Origin of the sequence: Megasphaera hexanoica, from assembly GCF_043520715.1 — a bacterium.
Taxonomy (GTDB): Bacteria; Bacillota; Negativicutes; order Veillonellales; family Megasphaeraceae; genus Megasphaera; species Megasphaera hexanoica.
Map to the genome: position 1 here is coordinate 2,472,501 of NZ_CP171361.1, position 22,157 is coordinate 2,494,657.

General features: G+C 49.2%; 24 protein-coding genes and 5 tRNA genes. All 29 read right to left on the reverse strand.

Translation table 11 applies throughout. From position 1 onward, the window contains the following. Positions 1-38: 38 nt before the first annotated feature. The 29 genes from nudC to ACGTIC_RS12230 all read right to left on the reverse strand — a co-directional run bounded on the left by nudC (position 39) and on the right by ACGTIC_RS12230 (position 22,156). Positions 39-863, reverse strand: coding sequence for an NAD(+) diphosphatase (gene nudC / locus ACGTIC_RS12090; protein ID WP_113855091.1), 825 nt, complete (start codon positions 861-863; stop codon positions 39-41). Positions 864-943: 80 nt separating this feature from the next. Further along, positions 944-1,867 (reverse strand): homoserine kinase, encoded by a 924-nt coding sequence (thrB, locus tag ACGTIC_RS12095; protein WP_075581443.1) that lies wholly within the window; start codon positions 1,865-1,867, stop codon positions 944-946. Positions 1,868-1,878: 11 nt separating this feature from the next. Next, positions 1,879-3,165 carry a homoserine dehydrogenase gene (locus tag ACGTIC_RS12100; protein WP_059075574.1) on the reverse strand — a complete coding sequence of 429 codons (1,287 nt, stop codon included), beginning with the start codon at positions 3,163-3,165 and terminating at the stop codon, positions 1,879-1,881. Between the two features lie 11 nt (positions 3,166-3,176). Continuing rightward, positions 3,177-3,626 (reverse strand): ACT domain-containing protein, encoded by a 450-nt coding sequence (locus ACGTIC_RS12105; RefSeq protein WP_059075573.1) that lies wholly within the window; start codon positions 3,624-3,626, stop codon positions 3,177-3,179. Continuing rightward, the gene (locus ACGTIC_RS12110; protein ID WP_113855092.1) at positions 3,623-4,552 is read right to left on the reverse strand and encodes an NAD-dependent epimerase/dehydratase family protein; all 930 of its coding nucleotides are present in this window, start codon (positions 4,550-4,552) and stop codon (positions 3,623-3,625) included. Before ACGTIC_RS12110 ends, ACGTIC_RS12105 begins: the two co-directional genes overlap by 4 nt. Positions 4,553-4,578: 26 nt before the next feature. Further along, positions 4,579-5,427, reverse strand: a complete 849-nt coding sequence (locus tag ACGTIC_RS12115) for a ChbG/HpnK family deacetylase (protein WP_113855093.1) — start codon at positions 5,425-5,427, stop codon at positions 4,579-4,581. Positions 5,428-5,534: 107 nt separating this feature from the next. Then, complete coding sequence (gene larC / locus ACGTIC_RS12120; protein ID WP_075581446.1) at positions 5,535-6,005, reverse strand: nickel insertion protein; 471 nt, start codon at positions 6,003-6,005, stop codon at positions 5,535-5,537. Positions 6,006-6,010: 5 nt separating this feature from the next. After that, positions 6,011-6,772, reverse strand: a complete 762-nt coding sequence (gene larB / locus ACGTIC_RS12125) for a nickel pincer cofactor biosynthesis protein LarB (protein WP_113855094.1) — start codon at positions 6,770-6,772, stop codon at positions 6,011-6,013. Positions 6,773-6,778: 6 nt separating this feature from the next. Next, entirely contained in the window at positions 6,779-7,588 is an 810-nt protein-coding gene (locus ACGTIC_RS12130; protein WP_113855095.1) for an RNA methyltransferase, read from the reverse strand. Between the two features lie 136 nt (positions 7,589-7,724). Further along, on the reverse strand, positions 7,725-8,192 hold the full coding sequence (locus ACGTIC_RS12135) for a hypothetical protein (protein WP_059075567.1): 468 nt from the start codon (positions 8,190-8,192) through the stop codon (positions 7,725-7,727). An 11-nt stretch (positions 8,193-8,203) separates the two neighbouring features. Then, entirely contained in the window at positions 8,204-8,695 is a 492-nt protein-coding gene (gene coaD / locus ACGTIC_RS12140) for a pantetheine-phosphate adenylyltransferase (RefSeq protein WP_059075566.1), read from the reverse strand. A gap of 2 nt (positions 8,696-8,697) precedes the next feature. Further along, positions 8,698-9,252 (reverse strand): 16S rRNA (guanine(966)-N(2))-methyltransferase RsmD, encoded by a 555-nt coding sequence (gene rsmD / locus ACGTIC_RS12145; protein ID WP_059075565.1) that lies wholly within the window; start codon positions 9,250-9,252, stop codon positions 8,698-8,700. Between the two features lie 76 nt (positions 9,253-9,328). Beyond that, complete coding sequence (plsY, locus tag ACGTIC_RS12150) at positions 9,329-9,946, reverse strand: glycerol-3-phosphate 1-O-acyltransferase PlsY (protein WP_059075564.1); 618 nt, start codon at positions 9,944-9,946, stop codon at positions 9,329-9,331. After that, entirely contained in the window at positions 9,943-11,274 is a 1,332-nt protein-coding gene (der, locus tag ACGTIC_RS12155) for a ribosome biogenesis GTPase Der (RefSeq protein ID WP_059075563.1), read from the reverse strand. The genes plsY and der overlap by 4 nt, the downstream gene beginning before the upstream one ends. 4 nt (positions 11,275-11,278) lie before the next feature. Further along, positions 11,279-12,604: a DUF512 domain-containing protein gene (locus tag ACGTIC_RS12160; RefSeq protein WP_113855096.1), complete on the reverse strand. Its 1,326-nt coding sequence runs from the start codon at positions 12,602-12,604 to the stop codon at positions 11,279-11,281. 92 nt (positions 12,605-12,696) lie between these two features. Then, a complete protein-coding gene (locus ACGTIC_RS12165; protein ID WP_113855097.1) occupies positions 12,697-14,682 on the reverse strand; it encodes a bifunctional 4-hydroxy-3-methylbut-2-enyl diphosphate reductase/30S ribosomal protein S1 in 1,986 nt (661 codons plus the stop codon). Continuing rightward, the gene (locus ACGTIC_RS12170) at positions 14,679-15,308 is read right to left on the reverse strand and encodes a 1-acyl-sn-glycerol-3-phosphate acyltransferase (protein ID WP_075581451.1); all 630 of its coding nucleotides are present in this window, start codon (positions 15,306-15,308) and stop codon (positions 14,679-14,681) included. The genes ACGTIC_RS12165 and ACGTIC_RS12170 overlap by 4 nt, the downstream gene beginning before the upstream one ends. A 12-nt stretch (positions 15,309-15,320) precedes the next feature. Continuing rightward, a complete protein-coding gene (gene cmk / locus ACGTIC_RS12175; RefSeq protein ID WP_059075559.1) occupies positions 15,321-15,989 on the reverse strand; it encodes a (d)CMP kinase in 669 nt (222 codons plus the stop codon). Beyond that, the gene (locus ACGTIC_RS12180) at positions 15,986-17,230 is read right to left on the reverse strand and encodes an NAD(P)/FAD-dependent oxidoreductase (RefSeq protein WP_113855098.1); all 1,245 of its coding nucleotides are present in this window, start codon (positions 17,228-17,230) and stop codon (positions 15,986-15,988) included. Before ACGTIC_RS12180 ends, cmk begins: the two co-directional genes overlap by 4 nt. Before the next feature lie 13 nt (positions 17,231-17,243). Further along, entirely contained in the window at positions 17,244-17,963 is a 720-nt protein-coding gene (locus tag ACGTIC_RS12185; protein WP_075581453.1) for a pseudouridine synthase, read from the reverse strand. Next, entirely contained in the window at positions 17,932-18,576 is a 645-nt protein-coding gene (scpB, locus tag ACGTIC_RS12190; RefSeq protein ID WP_083237050.1) for an SMC-Scp complex subunit ScpB, read from the reverse strand. Before scpB ends, ACGTIC_RS12185 begins: the two co-directional genes overlap by 32 nt. Continuing rightward, positions 18,530-19,276 (reverse strand): ScpA family protein, encoded by a 747-nt coding sequence (locus ACGTIC_RS12195; RefSeq protein ID WP_236699619.1) that lies wholly within the window; start codon positions 19,274-19,276, stop codon positions 18,530-18,532. The genes scpB and ACGTIC_RS12195 overlap by 47 nt, the downstream gene beginning before the upstream one ends. Before the next feature lie 115 nt (positions 19,277-19,391). Then, positions 19,392-19,480, reverse strand: a tRNA-Leu gene (locus ACGTIC_RS12200). Positions 19,481-19,500: 20 nt separating this feature from the next. Next, positions 19,501-19,574 (reverse strand) — tRNA-Cys (locus ACGTIC_RS12205). Between the two features lie 6 nt (positions 19,575-19,580). After that, a tRNA-Gly gene (locus ACGTIC_RS12210) sits at positions 19,581-19,655 on the reverse strand. Positions 19,656-19,662: 7 nt separating this feature from the next. Further along, positions 19,663-19,738 (reverse strand) — tRNA-Phe (locus ACGTIC_RS12215). A gap of 5 nt (positions 19,739-19,743) precedes the next feature. Beyond that, positions 19,744-19,820: transfer RNA gene (locus tag ACGTIC_RS12220), tRNA-Asp, on the reverse strand. Positions 19,821-19,969: 149 nt separating this feature from the next. Continuing rightward, positions 19,970-21,505 carry a ribonuclease Y gene (gene rny / locus ACGTIC_RS12225; RefSeq protein ID WP_113855099.1) on the reverse strand — a complete coding sequence of 512 codons (1,536 nt, stop codon included), beginning with the start codon at positions 21,503-21,505 and terminating at the stop codon, positions 19,970-19,972. Positions 21,506-21,736: 231 nt separating this feature from the next. Beyond that, the gene (locus ACGTIC_RS12230; RefSeq protein ID WP_059075555.1) at positions 21,737-22,156 is read right to left on the reverse strand and encodes a regulatory protein RecX; all 420 of its coding nucleotides are present in this window, start codon (positions 22,154-22,156) and stop codon (positions 21,737-21,739) included. Position 22,157: the final 1 nt, after the last annotated feature.

Sequence of the window (22,157 nt, forward strand, 5' to 3'; positions counted from 1 at the left end):
AATTGTAGCAACTTTACCCATACCTGTCAAGGGATTTACTATACCTTTCCCTCTTTGAACAAGGTCATCATTTCCATGGTCAGGCTGACCTTTTCTACATCTTCCGGTACTTCATCCCGACTGATCCAGCGGGCAGTTGCCAGTTCTTCGTGATCTACACGCAGCGTATCTTCTCCGTCAAGGTCGCAGAAAAATCCGAACAGGAGCGTGTCGGTGAAACACCAGGGCTGGCTTTTATAGAACTGCAGATTTTTGACGCGGATTCCCACTTCCTCCATGACTTCCCGGTGAACTGTCTCCTCGATGGTTTCTCCAATTTCAGCAAATCCTGCGATGAGAGCCATATTCGTATATTCCCGGCCGGCATAGGTCGATACGAGGATCTTATTTTCATGGCGGACGGCCACGATGACCGCCGGATTGATACGGGGATAATTCATAATACCGCAGGATGGGCAATACAACATCCGCTCTTTTTTGCTATGCTGCAACGGCTGCCCGCAGCATCCGCATAACTGATGATGGCGGTACCATCCGGCCAGTGACAGGCCGGTGACAGAAGCAAATGCCAGGTGCCGTGGTGCCGCATACCGCATATAGCGGATAGGCACATAGGCATATCCTTCTGGAGCTGGCAGCGTACGCCGGGCCAGGAAAAACTGCCTGTCGTCGATGGCAAACAGCCAGATAAAATTATCGGCCTTCCAGCCGGAAAAATCAGAAGCTGCCGGCAGAGTAAAGCTGTTTCCATCCTGCCGTATGAGGACACTTTTTTTATCATAGGACAAGATAAGGGCATTTTCTTCTATGAGAGCAGGCGTAAATTCGTTGTGATACATATGGGGATGGATATCCTGAATCATATAAACTCCTTACAAAGGAAATGAGGCTGTCCGGTGGCAGCCTCTCTCCGTTTTTATACTTTAATTCACAAATCTGAATATTATTTCGGTATATCTACATAAGTAGCACCCTGATTATCCGCTTTGAGAATATGACCAAAAGATTGGATGCCATACCCGGCAAAAGTAGAAATCATCGCCTCTTCTACCTCTCTTTCCCGTCCGGTTGCAAATGCGATGAGTGTCGAGCCGGAACCACTGATGGTAGAACCCAGGGCACCGGCAGCGATAGCCGCATCCAGTACGTCCTGACCGTGAGGAATCAGCTGGATCCGATAGGGAACATGGAGCTTATCCTGCAGGCTGTATTTTAGATAGTCATACCGTTTCGTAAAGAAGGAGGACAAAAGGAAACTGACCCGGCTGACATTAAAAACGGCACTTTTATAGTCAATCGTATCGGGCAGCGCCTGTCTCGCTTCTTCTGTAGAAACTTCAATTTCCGGACTGACCGTGATAAAAGACAAATCATCTTCTACAGGCACTGAATTGGTGATAGCTTTGTCATGGACAATGATAGACGATGTCAGTCCTCCATATGTTGCAGGCGCCACGTTATCGGGATGGCCTTCCATCGAATTGGCAATGATCAGTATATCTTCTTTGGTCAATTTCCGCCCTGTCAGGGCATCTCCTGCCATGATTCCGCCGACGAGGGCTGCCGAGCTGCTTCCCAGCCCGCGTGCCGGCGGGATGCGGTTAATCAGCGTCAGATGACCGGCCGGCAGCGGCTGTCCATTCCGTTTTGCCACGTATGCCATGGCTTCCGATACCAGATTTTCTGCGGGATCGGTCGGGATTTCATTCTGACCCATACCCTTGATTTCGATGGTTATCGCTTCCGCTCCCGGCCGTTCTTCAAACAGTATTTCATTATACAGGGTCAGAGCGATGCCGACGGCATCAAACCCGGAACCCATATTGGCCGATGTGGCCGGAATTTTTACATGTACTTTCTTGGTCATAAACAGCACCTCTAAATTTCAATGACTCTGATTGCATTGGCAACGCGGCGGACGCAGGAAAGAGATGTCACCTTTTTCAGTGAATCCCGCACCAGCCCATCGGCTGATGCATCGATAAGAATTACAATTTCGGCAATTTCCTTCGTTTCATCTTTCTGGATTAGAGAACGGATACTAATACGATTTTCAGCAAATATGCCAGAGATACTGGACAAGACGCCCGGTGCATTATCGACGATCATGCGCAGATAATAAGGAGCGCGGATAGAGCGTGGATCCGTCAGTTTCGTGTCATGCCAGACATATTTCCGTTTTCCTGTCACGGTAAGGTTAAAATGAAGAATGACATTCATGACATCGCTGACAACCGCACTGGCAGTCGGAAAAGCACCGGCTCCCTGTCCGTAAAACATGACATCACCGACGCAGTTGCCCCGTACATATACTGCATTATAGGCTCCGCCGACATTGGCCAGCGGATGGCTTCTGGGTATAAAGGCGGGGTGGACATTGAGGGAAATCCCATCGTCGTTCTGCTGTGCAATAGCCAGCAGTTTAACGGCATAGCCCATTTCCGATGCATGTTCAATATCCTCATGGGTGATTTTCTCAATGCCTTCGACAGAGACATCGCGGAAAGTAACGGCAGAATGGAATCCCAATGTTGCCAGAATAGCGATTTTCCGGGCCGCATCATATCCACTGACATCATTAGTCGGATCGGCTTCGGCATACCCTTTTTCCTGGGCTTCCTTAAGAGCGGTTTCATAGGACAGGCCCCGTTCCGTCATATTAGTCAGGATATAGTTTGTCGTTCCATTCATGATGCCGATGATGCGTTCGATACGATTACTGTTGAGCGACGAATACATGGGACGGATAACGGGGATGCCGCCGGCTACACTGGCTTCAAACTGGAAATCGACATTGTTTTCCTGACTGAGTTTCAAAAGAGGAATCCCATAATCAGCAATTAGGTCCTTATTGGCACTGACTACGCTCTTCCCGCGCTTAAAGCACTGTTCGATGCATTCTTTTGCAAAATCAGCACTTCCCATAACTTCCACTACGATTTCTATTTCATCATCATTGATAATATCGTTGAAATCGGTAGTAAGAGCAATGGTATCCGGCAAATCCATCTGTTCATATTTCGGTAAATCACGGATGAGTATCCGTTTAATGCTGATATGCGTCTCCAGCTGTTCCTCAATGAGCTGGCCGTTGCGGCTCAATAAATCGACAACGCCTTTACCAACGGTACCGCAGCCTAACAATGCAATTGCAACGTGTTTCATACAGCCCCTCCTTAGGCCTGCCCGATGATATCGACTTTGCTGACTCCCGGCAGTTTATCTAATTTTTTCATTAATTCATCGGCAGAAATATTCATGTTCTTCGTTTCAATGGAAATACTGACATCAGCCATTCCCTGCAGGGGAATCCCCTGATTGATAGTCAGGATGCTGCCGTTGCTGGCTGCGACTGTATGCAACACCTGGGAAAGTTCGCCCGGTTTATCAAAGATCAGAAGCGATAAGGTAACAATTTTTCCCTGTGTTACGTCGTGGAAAGGGAAAACATAATCTTTATATTTATAGTACGCACTGCGGCTTAAATCCATCATCTTTACCGCTTCATTGATGGTACGGCTCTGATGGTGCTTTAAGATTTCTTTGACGCGGATTGTCTTTTTAATAGCTTCTGGCAGGATATCTTCCCGGACCAGATAGAAGTTATGGTTCGTGTCCTTTTTCATCGTTCATCCCTCCCTAAAAAATAAGAAAACGTCGTCATCAATCCTGGCAGAAGTTTTGTCTTCGGCCGCCAGTTCAGCGTCTGCACAGCCTTTCCATTATCGAGTACGGACCGGTAAATATCGCCGTGCCGTGCGTCTTCGTAGATTACGTCAGACCGTATCTGGGCAAAATACATCAATATTTCTTTCAAGGCATTGATGGTCGTTTCGATTTTCGTACTGATATTGTAAATGCCGCTGGGAACGCCGGCATCCATGGCAGCCATGCTGGCAGCCGCCGCATCCTTGACGTAAATAAAATCCCGTGACTGATTCCCATCGCCATAGATGGTCATAGCGGTTCCCGAGGCCAATGCCCGGGAAAACAGACTGACTACACCGGCTTCCCGGCTGCTTTCCTGCCGTTCGCCATACACATTGGCGTAGCGAAGGACGGCATACGGAAGGCCATACATACGGTAATACAAAGCGGCATATGCTTCTCCTGCCGCCTTGGTCAGTCCGTAAAAAGATTGTGGCTGTACCGGTATCGTTTCATCAGCCAGTCCTGTTTCCTGATTTCCATATACAGCGGCTGATGAAGAAAGAAGTATTTTCTTTACGTCATGTCTGCAGCAGTGTTCTAACACATTAATCAGTCCCAGTACATTGACATCGGCATCTTCCCGGGGATGGAGCATGGAATAAGATACCTGCGTCTGGGCAGCTTCATGAAACACTACATCAAAAACCGTTCCGGCAAACAGACGGTCCAGAGCTTCCGTATCACGGATGTCTCCCTGACAGAACCGGGCTTCCTTATGGATATACTCTTTCCTTCCACTGTTCAGATTATCAAATACCGTTACATCATGACCGGCTTCTATTAAGGTGTCAACGAGGTGTGAACCGATGAAACCGGCACCGCCTGTAACCAATATATTCAATACATACCACTCCCTGTTCCGGTAGATTACGGCAGGTTGCCGTAATGGATGAGTTCAATATGACGTTCTTCAATGAGCTTACGGATGCCCGGTGAAACAATAGCAGCCAATTCATCCTGCCAATGATATCCCCAATGGAATATCTGGCTCAAAACAGCCGTATGGCAGCCGGGATGCATCATCACTTCATGCACGCCAAAAGGCATCTGGCCAATGATATACCGCAGATTCGTTTCATTCATATTTCCGCCATCAGCCATGCCCCAGAAATAATCCGGCATGGTAAATCCGAGATTGCGCGCATCGCGACGGGCCTTCCTCGAAAAAAAAGTCAGCCCATCCCGGCCCAGGGCACGGACCGGATTTGCTGTCCACAACTTGAAGAAATACGATTCGTCAGGGATACGCAGCCGGTGAAGCCCATATTTTTTCATCAGGGCCTGTACGATCACCCAGACCTGGGGTAATACGTGCAGGTGCTGGTGGCTGTCCACATGGGTAATAATAAGCCCCTGAGACATGATTTTTTCCATCTGCGCATCCAGTTCACGATACAGCTCCTGATATTGAATCCGGCCAGTATATATCCGTTTCATAAATTCGCCATAACTATCGGGGAATAGCCCCCGCCCATCGACAAGACTTGGGACTTCCTGCGGTGATAAAACCGGTGACAGTCCCCCGACCAGACAGAGGTGGATACCAATTCCCAGGCCCGGCCTTTTTTTTGCAACCGTTACGGCTTCAGGAAAAGCCGGACCGGATGCCAGAAGGGATGTGCTCCTCAGGATACCTGTATCAAAGCCTATGGCTACAGCTCGGTTCACTTCCTGATGGATGCCGAAATCATCTGCATTGATAATTAATCTATTCATAATCAGAATCGCCTTTTTTGAACTCATTCATTATTATACACGGACAATTGTTTATTTGCAAGAGACAACTTGTTTTTCTCTGAGAGACGCTTCAGGAAACGAACAGTTCAGTCTGCCAGCTCTTCATACTTTTTCCCGCCGTAACGCTGCCAGGCGGCTTCCAGAACACGGCGCTGCCACTCTTTCAGCGGAATACCTGTCTTTACGGCTGCAGCCCGGCAATCATCGTATTCTGCAGAAATATTGGTCACTATATCACCGGACCAGCAGATTTTACAATGAATCGTTTCGCCTGACACCGTCACCGTCTGTATAGACCGCCTGCAGGCGATGCGGCTGACAGGAAAGTAGCGGACACCTACGGAAGTCGTTTCTTTAAAAATAAGATCGGCTGCCTTTTCCAGGAGTTCTTCCCGGCATAACACGCAGAGCATGGACGCCATCCGGCATTTTTTCATGAGCATCGGCATGGCCCACACATCATTGACGCCCAGGTCCAGAAGACGGCGGAAAATGTATTCCATATTCTGGGGATTCATGTCGTCTATATTTGCTTCCATCTGCCATAGCGTTTCCATACGTGTCACCTCATCCGGTTCAATATATCTGCCAGACGGCCGGCACCGAACCCGTTATCGATATTGACGACAGAGACACCGGCTGCACAACTGTTGAGCATGGCCAGCAGAGCAGACAGTCCATGGAAATTGGCACCGTACCCGATACTGGTCGGTACGGCTATGACGGGCTGGCTCACCAGACCGCCGACGACGCTGGCCAGGGCACCTTCCATACCGGCGACAACGATGACCACGTTGGCTTTGCGTATGTCATCCGCCCGGCTGAGCAGACGGTGAATACCGGCGACTCCCACGTCGTAAATGCGCATGACTTTATTTCCCATGATTTCAGCCGTAAGAGCGGCTTCTTCTGAAACAGGGATATCACTCGTACCGGCAGTTACAACAGCAATGGTCCTGTCGCCATTGACGATGGTCGTGTCCTTGCGCTGATAAACCATGCGTGCCAGGTCATCATACTGTACATCGGGAAAATCGGGGAGCAGCCGTTCATACACTTCTTTAGACGCACGCGTGCCAATGATGTTATCGTACTTCTTCATTAAGAGTGTTAAAATCGTGACGGACTGTTCCACAGTCTTTCCGGCACAATATACGACTTCCGGAAAACCGCACCGTTCCTGACGCGCCAGATCGATATGGGCAAACCCAAGATCTGCCGTCTGCGCTGTATGAGAACGGCCCCTTTCCGCCAGGGCGGCCTGTGCTGCTTCTAGCGAGAGTGTTCCCTTTTTATACTCTTCCAAAATACTGGTTATATCCATACGGCATTACTCCTTAAATCCATTGATTTCCCATGCTTTATACAGGATGATGCCTGCCGAGAGCGATAGGTTGAGTGATTCGGTATCCTGTTTCATCGGTATCGTAATCAGGGCATCACATTGCTGCTGCAACTCGTGGGACAGGCCATTTCCTTCATTTCCAAAAGCTAAAATAACTGGTTTGTCGTACGGTGCATCGGTATACCGCACCGTTCCCAGAGGGGCTGTCCCCAACAGGAGGCGTCCACTTTTCTTACGAAAGGCCATCAGGTCGTCCAGGGTGACGTGCTGTATAACCGGGACCTTGAATATAGCACCCATGGCACTGCGGATTGCCTTGTCATTGTACACATCGACACTGTCCTCGCTCAAAAGGACGGCAGCCCCATTGCTGGCCGCGGCCGTACGCAGAATCGTACCCAGATTACCCGGATCCTGGATATCTTCCAGATAGAGGACGGGCCGGTCAGCCTTCAGTGTATCCAGCGCCTGGAGCGTATATGGAAAAAGCGGCAGCATAGCCGCCATTCCCTGTGGATTTCCCGTATCTTTTATTTTATCATACACGCTGTCAGTTACATGAAAAAATGTCCATCCCAATGTTTCCCCCCGGGACAGGAATGTATCAAATCCTTCATGATGCATTCCCTTTTCTGTAACAAAGCAGATGCCATCCATGACACCTACCTGGATGGCGTCTGACAATAAGCGGAATCCCTCTGCCAAAAACCGGCTTTGTTCCTGCCGTCCTTTTTTCTTTTTAAGTGAATGGGCCATCCTGACCCACTGGTTCTCCCGTGAAGTTATTTCTTTCATCGTCTTCTCCCTGCATCCTGATAAATACAATCCACAGTCCGGGCCCGCCGGCCCTCTTACGTCTTAACGCAAAAAGAGACTGTCGTACAAAGTATTTCTCTTCGTATGACCGTCTCTTGTAGTCTGACTTACGGCATTACTGTTTACTATTATCCTGACGATTGGACTGAAGAAGGCTTTCCCGGTTCTGGCGGATACTGGTCAGCGTCTTTTCCAATGTCGATTCTACATACTTCAGTACGTCGCCGGCATACGTAATAGAACTGCTCTTGAGTTCATCAGAGGACTTCGTAGCACTCATGACAATCTGATTGGCATGTTCTTGCGCCTGCCGTACCAGTTCGCTTTCTTCCGTCAGTTTGGCAATGTAATCTTTGGCCTGGGCAACCATGCTGTCAGCATGACGCTGGGCATCGGCAATAATTTTATCCTTTTCAGCGAGAACTTTTTTTGATTCATCTAATTCCGCCGGCATGGATGCTTTCAAATCATCGATAATCTGGAGAAGTTCTTCCTCTTCGATCATCTTTTTGTTCGTAAAGGGCATCTTTGACGCATTCAGTACTAAACTTTCCAAATCTTCCAACAACTTATCAGAGTTCATGTTGTCCACCCCTATACCTTATATTTATCTTTAAATTTAGTTTTCAAGCGTTGTTCTACATAATCCGGCACCATGCCATCCAGCTTGCCTCCAAAGCAGGCCAGTTCCCGGATTCCCGTAGAACTTACATACGAATATTTTGTATTGGCCATGATGAATACCGTTTCAATAGCCGGTTCGATCTGTTTCATGAGAAGAGCCCGCTGAAACTCATATTCAAAATCACTGAGTGCCCGGAGCCCGCGGATGATAATCGTAGCCCCATGAGACATGGCATATTCATTGAGCAGGCCTTCAGCACTGGCCACTTCAATATTCGGAATATGTTTAGTCGTTTCCCGCAGCATTTCTTCCCGTTCAGCCATCGTAAAGACAGGCTGTTTCGTCGGATTGCTGAAGACGGCAACAATCAGCTTGTCAACCAGTTTGCTGCCTCGTTCAAATATATCGATATGTCCGTTCGTCACGGGATCAAAACTGCCCGGACAGATTCCGATACGCACAATTATTCCCCTTCCTGACGGCGGCAGATAAAGCTGACGCGCGTTTCTTTTCCATAGGATTTTTCTCTGATAATGCTATACAACGGGTTCTCCGATATATCTTCATGACGGCTGTGCTCCATGATGACCAGGCCGTCAGCAGCCAGCAGCTGATATTGAAAGATAAAAGAAATTGTATCATTCACCAGATTTTTATCGTACGGCGGGTCGGCAAAAATATACTGGAACGTCCGTCCGCGCAACCGCGCCAGCGCACGCCCCATCTCCATACGCAGTACCTCATATTTCCCGGAAAAGCCGCACATCGCTGCGTTTTCCTGAATAAGGCGCTGGGTATAATGATCGATAAACACACAATGGGCAGCACCGCGGCTGAGGGCTTCCAGCCCGAGAGCGCCTGTTCCGGCAAAAATATCCAGTACGGATGCTCCTTCCAGACCGTAATTAGTCAGAATATTAAACAAACTTTCCCGCGTACTGTCCAGTGTAGGCCGGGTCAGCATACCCTTTGGAGATTTCAATTGTCTGCCTCTGGCGCTTCCGCCTATGATTCTCACATCATCACCTGCTCGTACATGTTAATTATACACGTTTTTCCTTACATATCAAATATAAATCCTGAAACCGGAACAGTTATTTTTTGTGTATCCGTTCTACTTTCAATTCATTGCCATGAAGCAACCGCACGATATTGGCGCGGTGCCTGATAATGACAAACGCAGCTGCCAGAATACCGAATACTACGATTTCCAAAGGTTCATGGAACAGGTACATCGTCACCGGCACCAAAATCGCTGCTACAATAGAACCGAGCGAAACGATCCGCGAAAAAGCGACGACAATACACCAGACAGCAAAGACGATAAGTGTTTCCCACGGTGCCAGATAAAGAATGACTCCCAGGCCGGTGGCCACGCCTTTCCCTCCTTTGAATTTCATGAACAAAGAGCAAGAATGGCCCAGAATAGCCAGAAGGCCGCCGCCGATCATACATAATTCTATCTGATCCGGTGCCAGGAGGATTCCCGCCTGCTGGCCAAGCCAGACGCCGAGAATCCCTTTCGCCGTATCGAGGATAAGAACTGCCAGGCCGCCGGCTTTTCCCAGTACACGATAGGCATTGGTCGCGCCTGTATTATGACTTCCTTCAGTGCGGATATCGGTATGATAAAAGACATTGCCAATGACCAGGCCGCTCGGGAAGGAACCAGCGGCATAGGCCAGGAACAGACAGAGTATACCTTCTATCACGCGTCTTCATCTCCCTTTTTACCTCGCAGGATAAGACGGATAGGAGTTCCTTCAAAACCAAATGTTTCCCGCAGTTTGTTTTCCAGGAAACGGGTATAGGAAAAATGAATAAGCTGGGGATCATTAACGAATAAGACGAACGTAGGCGGTTCCACCGAAGCCTGGGTCATATAGTAAATCTTTAAGGGACGTCCGTTTTTAGCCGGTGCCGGATTAGTAAGCTGCGCGTCTTCGATGAGTTCATTGAGGACACTCGTCGAAACACGCATATGCTGCTGTTCCGATACGTACTGTACCAGATCGGCCAGACGGTTAACGCGCTGTTTGGTAAGGGCCGAAGCATATAGAATCGGGGCATACTGCATGAAGGCCAGTTCCCGGCGGATATCATCGGTATATTTCAGGCTGGTCTTGCTATCTTTGGTCACCAGATCCCATTTGTTGACGACAATGATGCAGCCCTTGCCGGCTTCATGGATGTAACCGGCTATTTTCTTATCCTGCTCGGTTACGCCTTCTACGCCATCCAGTACGAGGACAGCTATATCGGAACGATCGACAGCCCGCAGTGCCCGTACCACACTATACCGTTCCACGGGCAGGTCGATTTTTCCCTTGCGCCGCATCCCTGCCGTATCGATGAGGATAAATTCATTTCCATTATAGGTCCAGTGTGTATCAATGGAATCGCGGGTCGTGCCGGGAATATTGCTGACGATGACCCGGTCCTGTCCCAACAGGGCATTGGTCAGGGAAGATTTTCCTACGTTCGGGCGGCCTACCAGTGCTACATGAATTGCATCTTCACTTTCTTCGTCAACAGGTACTTTTTTGATATATTTCAGCACTTCATCGAGAAGGTCACCGAGGTTCATGAGATTGACCGCAGAAATGCCGATAGGATCGCCCAACCCCAGATTATAAAATTCGTAAATGTTGATTTCCTGCTCTACACTATCGATTTTATTGACAGCCAGGATTACCGGCTTGCCACAGGAACGGAGAATATGGGCGATTTCCTCGTCCTGAGGCTGGATTCCCGTCTTTCCATCTACTACATAAATGATGACATCGGCTTCACGAATGGCAAGTTCAGCCTGATAGCGCATACTCGTAAAAAAGTGATTGTCCTGATCGACAAATTCAATGCCGCCCGTGTCAATCATGGTAAATTCCTGGCCCAGCCATTCAGCATCAAAATAAATGCGGTCTCTGGTGACGCCGGGGATGTCTTCGACAATGGAAATCCGTTTCTTTACGACGGCGTTGAACAGTGTCGATTTACCGACATTCGGCCGGCCTACAACGGCAACTAATGGTTTATACATAATTCTACTCCTTATTCTCCTGCCAATGATATAAAAGCTGCTTCAGTTCCGGCGCAAATTCACTGACGCCGACAGGTACGCCGGCCCGGGCTTCAAATTCACTAAGTGTCATATCGTCAAGAAAGATGTTTTCACCCTTGCGCAATGCCGTGCCGGGAACAATCAGGCCATCCCAGTCACCGGCCAGCTGCTGCCAGGCATGAAGCATATCCTGGGCTGTGAGGAGACCAGCCACATTAATCTGCCTGCCAAAATAGTGATTTTCTACGGGGACAACATTTACCTCCAGATTGGCAACCTGTACTTCCTGTACGAGCTGGCTGATAAAAGGAGCTGCCAGCGTGCCGGTCAGAAGAGCCAGCCGTTTCGGCTTGTCATAGGCCGTACGGACCTTGCCATCCCAGCTATGCCATTGTTGTTCAAACAGACGCAGCATCCCGATGCCATCTTCAATCTGTTCGTAGTTATCATAATACGCATTGTCCGGCAGCGGCATTCCGGCTTTCAGATAAAATTCGTCAGCCAGATAGACAAAGCTTCCCCTGCCTTCCCGGCGGCTGCGCTCTGTAAAAGGACGGGAACGGTTTATAATGTCACGGGCTAGTTCCGGCGTAACCGGATTCAGAGGCATGCATTCAGAACGGAATTTCGTCATTCCCAGTGGCACGACAGCTATTCCCAGTACGTTAGGCCGGAGCGATTCCAGATCCCGTACGGTGCGGCTGAATTCTTCGCCATCATTATATCCCGGCACGAGGACGATCTGGCAGTACATATCAATGTCATGCCGCACCAGATTGCGGAGATGATCCATAATATCCTCTGTCCGTTCCTGCCGCATCATGCGCCGGCGGAGCATGCCATTCGTCGTGTGGACGGAAATATGGAGCGGTGACAGATGGTACTGGGTAATTCTCCGGAGATCTTCTTCAGACAGGTTAGATAAGGTAATGAAACTTCCCGTCAGGAAAGACATACGATAGTCGTCATCCTTGACATACAAAGATGGGCGCATCCCCTGGGGCATCTGCGCAATAAAGCAGAATATGCAATTGTTCCAGCACTGGCGTATATGGTCAAAAACGGCATTTTCCATAGTAATGCCCACGTCTTCGCCAAACCGCTTCTGAAAATAGCAGTCCCGCAGGCTGTCGCCGTTTTGTACGACCAGATGCACTTTTTCGTCAGCAAGGGCAAAATTCAGATCGATCAGGTCCTCTACAGGCTGGCCATTGACCGAAACGATAGTATCACCAGCTTTCAGACCTTCTTTCTGAGCCCGGCTGCCCTCCTGCACACTGGCTATGACTGCATGTAACGTATCCGACATATGTATATCCTTTCCTGAAACACCTTATGATCCATTCCTGTCCAAAAAAAAGGATAACCGGTACACGCCGGCTATCCTTTTTCCAGGAATACTTATTTATCTTCTACAGCGTCGCCAATTGTGGCCGATTCTTCCTGCTGATTTGCTGTTTCGAGATAATTGCGGACTTCCCGTTCTTCGTCATCTTTCTGCAGAGCGAGTACGCTGAGAGAAATCTTCTTCTTATCTGTATCAATACCGATGATCTTGACATTTAAAATATCGCCAATATTCAAAAGGTCTTTTACAGAAGCACCGCGTTTTTCCGTCAGTTCGGAAACGTGGAGGAGCCCCTGCAATTCCGGATCGATAGCGAGGATAGCACCGAAAGGCAGCAGCTTTTTGACTTCGCCCTTGACGACATCGCCAACTTCGAATTTTTCGATAGCGGCAATCCAGGGGTTCTTCTGCAGTGCTTTCAGGGACAGGGAAATACGATCGCGTTCTTTATCGAATTTCTGTACGAGGACCTGCAGTTTATCACCCTGTTTGAGTACGGCATCAACGGAGCTGATCCGTTTCCAGGAAATATCAGAAATGTGAAGCAGTCCTTCTACGCCACCGAGATCGATGAACGCACCATAAGGCATAATCTTGACGACCGTTCCTTCAAGGACAGCGCCTTCTTCAATGTGTTTCAGGGCTTCTTCGCGTTTTGCTTCCCGTTCTGCTTCAAGAACAGCTTTACGGGACAGGACAAGGCGGTTTTTATGTTCGTCAATATCGATGACTTTTACCTGGAATGTCTGGCCTACGAGATAGTCCAGCGATTTGACAAAGCGGATATCGCCCTGGGACAGGGGGATGAACCCGCGCAGAGATTTGATGGATACGACGAGGCCGGCTTTATTCGTTTCTTTACCGGTACATTCGACGAGCTGGTCATTTTCGAATGCTTCGCGTACTTCTTTCCAGTCTTCAACTTTCTTCATCTTGACGAGGGAAACGACAATCGCACCTTCTTCTTTGATGTTGTTGGCGATTTCAACAGTCAGTTCATCACCGACTTTGACAAAATCACTAGCTTTTTCCGGTGCCGGTACAGCCATTTCCTTTTTCGGCAGGATTGCTTCTGCTTTCGTGCCGATGGAAACATAGGCAGCATCATCGTTCACAGAAATAACCGTGCCTTTTACTACGTCGCCTTTCTTTGGATTTTCTTCATAATCATACTTGTCCAACAATTCTTCACTCATTACTTCTGTGGCTTCTGCTTGCAAATTTTCCATAATATTAACAACCTCCTGTATTATCCAATCCGGCGTGGAAGCGCCGGCTGTAATGCCTATATTTTTCATACCTTTGAACCAGGCCGTATCTAATTCAGCTGCTGTTTCAATATGGTATGTCGGGCAACCCTGTTCTCTGCACACCTGTGCAAGGCGACCGGTATTGGCACTGTTTTTCCCGCCAATCACGATCATCACATCCATTTTCCCTGCCAGATCAATCGCCGCCTGCTGACGCTGCTGCGTCGCTGTACATATTGTCATGTACACCGTAAGGTCCGGAATTTTATCTGCCAGTATCTGTTCAATGCGTTTAAATTGCTCCTGGGAAAAGGTCGTCTGTACGACCACCCCGGCCTGCTCCATAGGGGGCAGAGCCCGGGCCATTTCTTCCCTATCTAATATAATAGCACGATTTGCCCCCCATTGTGAAATACTAATTACTTCTGGATGGGCTTTTTCGCCAATAATTATAAGATTTTTTTCTTTTTCGATGATTTTTTTCGCATCCTGCTGTGCTTTTTTCACATGAGGACACGTCGCATCGACAACGTTGAGTCTTTTTTTCTCCGCTTCCCGGTACACATCAGGACCGACTCCATGGGAACGGATGAGAATCGTGTCTCCTTCCCGAAGTGATTCCAGAGAATCTACCGGTGATACTCCCCGTTCAGCCAGCCGGGCTACTACCTGGGGATTATGGATAATCGGCCCCAGTGTGTGAGTGCCGCTGGCGGCGGAAGACGCCATTTCTACGGCCCGGCGGACGCCATAGCAGAAGCCGCAGGCATCAGCTACATATACATTCATGACATATTTTCTCCTCCGTGCTGATTGATGAGGTCCAGAATCCGGCTCCGGATATCTTCTGAAAACTCATGGATGATGTCCCGTTCTTTTTCTTTATCCTGCCGGCTTATAACGGGCGGCAGGACCGGATCACCGAATACGACCCGCACCGGCCCCATCTTGTGTGGAAGATGGCGGGAATTAATGATGGCCGTCGGCAGGACCGGGACTTGGGCGCGGATAGCAATGGCAGCCATGCCTTCATGGAATTTTCCCAGTTTTCCCTGGTCGCGGCTCGTTCCTTCCGGAAAGATACCCAATACCTCACCTTGCTTCAATACCCGCAGTGCTTCTATCAGCGCTTTGCGGTCCACACGGCCCCGGTGAACGGGAAAAGTACCGACATACCTCAGGAACCAGCCCATGAACGGATTATGAAATAGCTCTTCCTTCGCCATAAAGTGAATCAGATGATGGCGCATCGCCGTCCCTACCAGAGGCGGGTCAAAATAACTGGCATGGTTCGATGCCACAATAAATGCGCCCTTTTCCGGGATATGACCTTCTCCCACGACCTGCATTCCCAGCCAGGTATAGGTGACCAGATTAAAGAGAAATCGGATAATAGCATAGAAAAAATTTTTCATCGCTCCGCTTCCTTACTGTTTTTCTTCAATCATACGGCAGATACAGTCTGCCGTTTCTTCCAGTGTAAGGTCACTGTTATCTACCAGCACGGCATCATCAGCCCGTTTCAGGGGGCTGACAGCCCGGTGTGAATCCATATCGTCGCGAGCAGCAATGCTGGCTTCAATGGCTTCCAGTGTTTCCGTACTGCCTTTTTCCTTTAACTCCAGAAACCGCCGTCTGGCCCGCGCCGTAACCGACGCCGTCAGATAAATTTTGAGATCGGCCCGGGGCAGGACTACCGTGCCAATATCGCGGCCGTCTAAAATGACGCCTCCGCCTTTTGCCATATCTCTCTGCAATTGTACCAGTTTTGTACGCACCACTGCAAGGGCTGCTACCTGTGAAACATGAGACGATATAAAAGGCGTGCGGATTTCTTCCGTTATGTCCTGTCCGTCTGCATATACGCGGCATACCTCTTCACCCGGTTCCAGACGGATCTGTATGGAGCCGGTCAGCTGCTGCACTGCTTTTTCATCTCGTATATTGATATGCCGTTCCAGCATGGCCCAGGTAAAAGCGCGATACATGGCTCCGGTATCAATATACAGATAGTGTAACCTATTTGCTACCATTTTCGCAACACTGCTTTTTCCTGCACCGGCCGGCCCGTCGATAGCAACCGTAATTTTTCTCATTGGTCAGCTTCCTCCTCTGCTGCAGAACAGCCGGCCACATACCCCGTCGAAAAGGCTGCCTGCAAGTTATATCCTCCCGTAAAAGCGTCGATGTCAATCACTTCACCGGCGAAATAAAGACCCTGGACTTTTTTAGATTCCATCGTTCCAGGATTAATTTCCCGTACAGATACGCCGCCGGCCGTCACAATGGCTTCTTCAATGGGGCGGGTACCTGTCAGAGTCAGAGAAAAGGCCTGGAGCACTGTCACCAGGTCCTGGCGCTGGGTACGGGTAATCTGATTGATCAGTGTCTGTTCCGGAATTTCTGCCTGTTCGAGCACATATGGGATGAGGCGTCGTGGCAGGAGATCCTGCAGACCATTACCAGCCTGCTTGCGCAGATACTTCTGAAAATCCCGCTGGATCCGGGAGTCAAGTGTTTCCGCTGTCAGGGCCGGCTTCAGGTTAATGCGCAGCTGCATGGGGAATTCCCATTTCGGTTTGTGCGCCGCCTGGCTGCTCAGCATGAGAATGACCGGCCCGGAAACGCCCGTATGGGTAAACAGCATTTCACCAAACTGGCTCGCCAGCTTTTTCCCATGTTTCCATAACGAAACATCGACATTCCGCAGAGACAATCCCGCAAGATCCCTTACCCACGTTTCTTCTGTCGTAAACGGAATCAGGGACGGCTTTAAGGGAGTTACGGTATGTCCCAGTTTTTTGGCAAAGTGGAATCCATCGCCGCTGGAACCGGTAACGGGATACGAAAGACCGCCTGTCGTAATGATACAGGCATCCGCCGTATAACTTCCCTGTTCTGTCCGGACGGAAAAGCCCCCGTCCGTATGGTTCACAGTCAGTACACCTTCATTCAGGTGAAGTTCCACATGCTGTTTCTGCAGGCGATGATACAGGAGTTTACGCACTTCAATAGCGCTGTCGGAACGGGGGAAGACACGGCCGCCCCTTTCTTCTTTCGTAGCCAGCCCCCATTGATGCACACACCGGAGGAGGTCTTCATTACTGAAAGCACGGTAGGCACTGAAAAGAAATTTCCCATGTCCTGGCGTCCGGGCGATGAAATCTGTCATAGGCGCCGTATTCGTCAGATTGCAGCGGCCCTTGCCAGTAATCCCCATCTTTTTTCCCACAATATCATTTTTTTCAAAAAGCTGCACCCCGGCCCCTCTGGAAGAGGCCGCCAAGGCAGCAAAGATACCTGCTGCGCCTGCACCGACAACTATAACCTGTTTCATCGCTATTAACACCTTATTTATACTTGTATAATTCCTTTATTTCCTCTGCTGTAAGAGACCGGTAAGATCCCCGCTTGACCCCGCTCAATGTCAGGAACGCATACTGGACACGCCGGAGATTATGTACTTTAAAGCCAAAGTGTTCAAACATACGGCGTACCTGACGGTTCCGGCCTTCATGAATAGTAATTTCCACATTCGTGATGCCCGTATGATTATCGTATCCATTATAGCAGACGATAGCCGGTGCTGTCATGCCATCTTCTAATTCCACACCATCAGCCAGCTGCTGGAGTACCGTATCGGCGATATGCCCTTTAATTTTCACTTCATACGTCTTATCGACGAGCTTGCTGGGGTGCATGAGGATATTAGCCAATTCCCCGTCATTTGTCATGAGCAGCAGCCCTTCTGTATTCTGGTCCAGACGGCCTACAGGATAAATCCGTTCGGTAATCTTCTTGAAATAATCCATGACGGTTTCGCGGCCCTGGTCATCGTGGGCAGTCGTAATGACTCCTTTGGGCTTGTTGAACAGATAATACAATTTCTTTTCTGCTTCCAACCGTTTTCCATCTACCAGTATAATATCGGTTTCAGGGTCTGCCTTCGTTCCCAGCTCCCGGACGATAACGCCATTGACCCGCACACGGCCATCGAGAATCATCTGTTCCGATGCCCGCCGCGAGGCGACGCCACAGTTACTCATTACTTTTTGTAAGCGTTCCTTCATGTTCTGCCTCCGTAGATACGTTCTCTTTCACTGTCTCTATTGTCTCCCCATCTGTTTCCTGATCCTGCAATAATTCTTTCGGTACCTGCCGGGCCAGATCAGACAGGGAATCCATGCCGATGCATTCCAGAAAATAAGCGCTGGTACCGTATATAATAGGCCGTCCCGGCGTATCTTTCCGCCCCAGATCACGGATCAGCCCCTGTTGCAGCAGTGACGCTACCAGGCGTTCTGAGGAAACGCCCCGTATTTTTTCAATATCAGCCCGGGTCACAGGCTGCCTGAAGGCAACGATTGCCAGCACTTCCAGCGCCATAGGAGATAATTCGGTTGTCGTCTTATGGACCCACTGCAATTCATCATGCAGTTCCGGACGTGTAACCAGCTGATATCCGCCAGCCACCTGGATGAGAGTCAGGCCGCGTTTTTCATCCCGCAGAATAGCTGCCAGCGTACGAGCAGTCTGCTCTGCCTTGTCTTTGCCCCAGCCGGTATGGGCACACAAATCCGGCAGGCTCAATGGCTGGCCACTGAGAAACAGCAGCGCTTCCAGCACCGCCGTCGGTTCATGATGCTCCATGCGGGATATATCGCAGGGATGCTGCATTTCCATCCTCTCCTTCTGACAGCGTACAGCACCGGCCGATTTTCAGCAATTCCAACACAGCTAAAAAGACAACAATCAGTTCCGTCCGCGTACGGCAGCTCTGAAAAATCCGCCGCACAGGGACAGGCCGCAGTGCCTGGTGCAGTACATATTCTACGCGCTGCATACATTCGCTGACACTGTATATTTCCTGCTGCAAATGAATTTCCACCGTCTTTTTACCGGGAAGAGCCTCATAGACCGCCTGAAAAGCTGCATAGAGTGCTTTTTTATCAATATGGCCGGAAAACTGTTTCTCGAACGGCATCGGTGTCCGCTCCCGGCTTTCCATCAGTTGTCTCTTATCCCATAAATCAGCTACGACAGAAGCAATCTGCTTCATCCGTTTATATTCTACCAGCTGCCGGATGAGGACTTCCTGCGGATCTTCTTCCTCTTCTTCCCGTCTGGGTGGTTTAGGAAGCAGGAGCCGGGATTTTATCTGCAGCAGCGTAGCTGCCATGACAAAAAATTTGCTGGCATAATTGACATCGAATGTATCGATCTGCCGGACATATTCATTGAACTGGTCCGTAATCGTGACGATGGGGATATTATAAATATCGACCTTGTTTTTTTCAATCAAATACAGCAGCAGGTCCAGAGGACCTTCAAAATCCGATACTTTGTATCGATATTCTTCCATAAATACCGCCAATCCCGTCATGAAAGAACACTCATAAAGCATAATTACAAAAAAGGCTTGGATTTACATCCAAACCTTTAAGTTGCCAGAGCCATCAGCCGAAACCCATTATGCTCAGTGCAATGTGTTGTTTAAATGGTGCCGGGGACCGGAATCGAACCGGTACGGATATTTCTATCCGACGGATTTTAAGTCCGTTGCGTCTGCCAGTTCCGCCACCTCGGCATGACGTAAAAAGAAAATTATGGAGGCGGCACCCAGAATCGAACTGGGGATGAAGGTTTTGCAGACCTCTGCCTTACCGCTTGGCTATGCCGCCATAATATGGAGCGGAAAACGAGGCTCGAACTCGCGACCCCCACCTTGGCAAGGTGGTGCTCTACCACTGAGCTACTTCCGCTTATAATTGGTGCTCAGGGACGGAATTGAACCGCCGACACGGGGATTTTCAGTCCCCTGCTCTACCGACTGAGCTACCTGAGCAAATATGGCGACCTCGATCGGATTTGAACCGACGATCTTCGCCGTGACAGGGCGACATGTTAAACCGCTACACCACGAGGCCGTTTCATATATCCAAGGCTTAGTGCCTCGAACGAAAACAATTATACCATGTGCATTGTGGTTTGGCAAGTCTTTTTTCAAAAAACTTTTTAAATCAGTCCGTTTCTAAAAAAATACCCCCGTCGGCAGCGGCGGGGGCTGTATTTCCTCTTATTTTGCATAATCAATCATCCGGGTTTCCCGGATGACTACCACTTTAATCTGTCCCGGATATTCCAGTTCTGCTTCAATACGTTTCACAATGTTGTGAACGAGGAGCACACAATCGGCTTCATCCAGTTTTTCAGGCTTGACCATTACGCGGATTTCGCGGCCAGCCTGTATAGCAAAGCAATCTTCTACTCCATCGAAGGATTCGGCAATCTCTTCGAGTTTTGTGAGGCGCTTCAGATAATTTTCCAGTGTTTCCCGTCTTGCTCCCGGCCGTGCCGCCGAAACAGCATCAGCTGCCGAAACGAGGACGGCTTCTACGCTCTTCGGTTCTTCATCACCATGATGCGATGCAATGCAGTTGACTACCAGTTTTGATTCGCCATATTTCTTGGCAACTTCTGTGCCGATAGACACATGAGTTCCTTCCATTTCATGATCCAGCGCCTTGCCAATATCATGAATAAGGCCTGCCCGCTTAGCGAGGTTTTCATCAACGCCCAGTTCAGCTGCCATAACACCTGCCAGCTGGGACACTTCAATGGAATGGCGCAGGACATTCTGTCCATAACTCGTACGGTACCGGAGACGGCCCAGTATTTTAACCAGTTCCGGATGCAGCCCATGTACACCCGTTTCATACGTCGCCTGTTCACCGGCTTCCCGTATTTTCTGGTTGACCTCTTTACGGGCTTTTTCTACCATTTCTTCTATCCGTGCCGGATGAATACGCCCATCAGCAATCAGCTTTTCCAGTGCAATGCGGGCTACTTCACGACGAATAGGATCAAAACAAGATAAGATAACGGCTTCCGGCGTATCGTCAATGATCAGGTCCACACCGGTCAGCGTTTCAATAGCCCGGATATTGCGGCCTTCACGGCCAATGATGCGGCCTTTCATTTCATCATTCGGCAGTGCTACGACAGAGACGGTCGTTTCGGCTACATGGTCAGCAGCGCAGCGCTGAATAGCTGTAGAAATGATTTCGCGGGCTTTTCCTTCCGCTTCTTCCTTAGCTTGTTCTTCCAGGCTTTTGATGAGCATCGCCGTTTCATGCTTAACTTCCGTTTTTACGTTGTTCAGCAAGAGTTCCTTGGCTTCATCATAGGTAAGGCTGGAAATACGTTCCAGTTCTTCCATCTGCTGGCTGTGCAGCAACTCAATCTTTTCCTGTGTCCTGGTGATTTCTTCTTCTTTGCGCTGCAAAGCTTCATCGCGTTTTTCCATGGAATCGGATTTCTTATCCAGATGTTCTTCCTTCTGCAACAGGCGTCGTTCCATGCGCTGCAATTCATTTCTGCGTTCCTTATTTTCCCGTTCCGCATCACTGCGCAGCTTATGGACCTCTTCCTTTCCTTCGAGGACCAATTCCTTTTTCCGTGATTCTGCATTCTGCCGTGCCGTAGAGATAATGCGTTCCGCTTCTACTTCCGCCTTGCCAATTTTGCCTTCGGCAATTTTCATGCGGTAAAAATAGCCCGTCCCGACACCAATGATTCCACAAGCTACGGCTGCAGCAATGATAGCTAACATATTCAGTTTTCACCCCCTTTTCACCATAAAAAGCCGAACATGCGTCCGGCTTTTTATATGTGTAATTATTTCATTTACATCATTTTCAAAAAACCTGCAATTATGCAAAATATATGACCAGTATAGAAAACCGGCTCTTATAATTGTAAATTTTTTTTATACTGATGTCAAGGTAAACTCATAGACCATATGAATAATTTATACGCCAGCCAATAGCATAATGACCACGTTTTACCAGCCAAAGCCACTGAGGATTTCCCTGATGACAGAGGGAGAAAAACCACGGTACTGAAGAAACCGGGCAATCTTGCGCGGCTCTGTTCCTTCTTTGAAACGCCGGGATACCAGTTGTTCCGCCACGGTCATTTCATCGACGCAGGGTGTGTTCTCCGGCACTGGCAGCTGCCGCTTCTGCAACCGGCTGACAATGTAGCGGTGGCCGTATTGTCCTTTACGGGCATAGTAAGCATACACGGCCTCTGCCAGGCGCTGGTCGTCCACAAAATGTTCCTGCCGCAGTGTCTCCAGAACGTCGTCAATGACTTCATTTCCCGTGCCACGGACCTGCAGTTTGCGGCGCAGTTCGCCTTCACTGAGAAAACGGATATTCAGCAGCCGCAGTGCCCTGGCATAGGCTTCATTATAATCCATT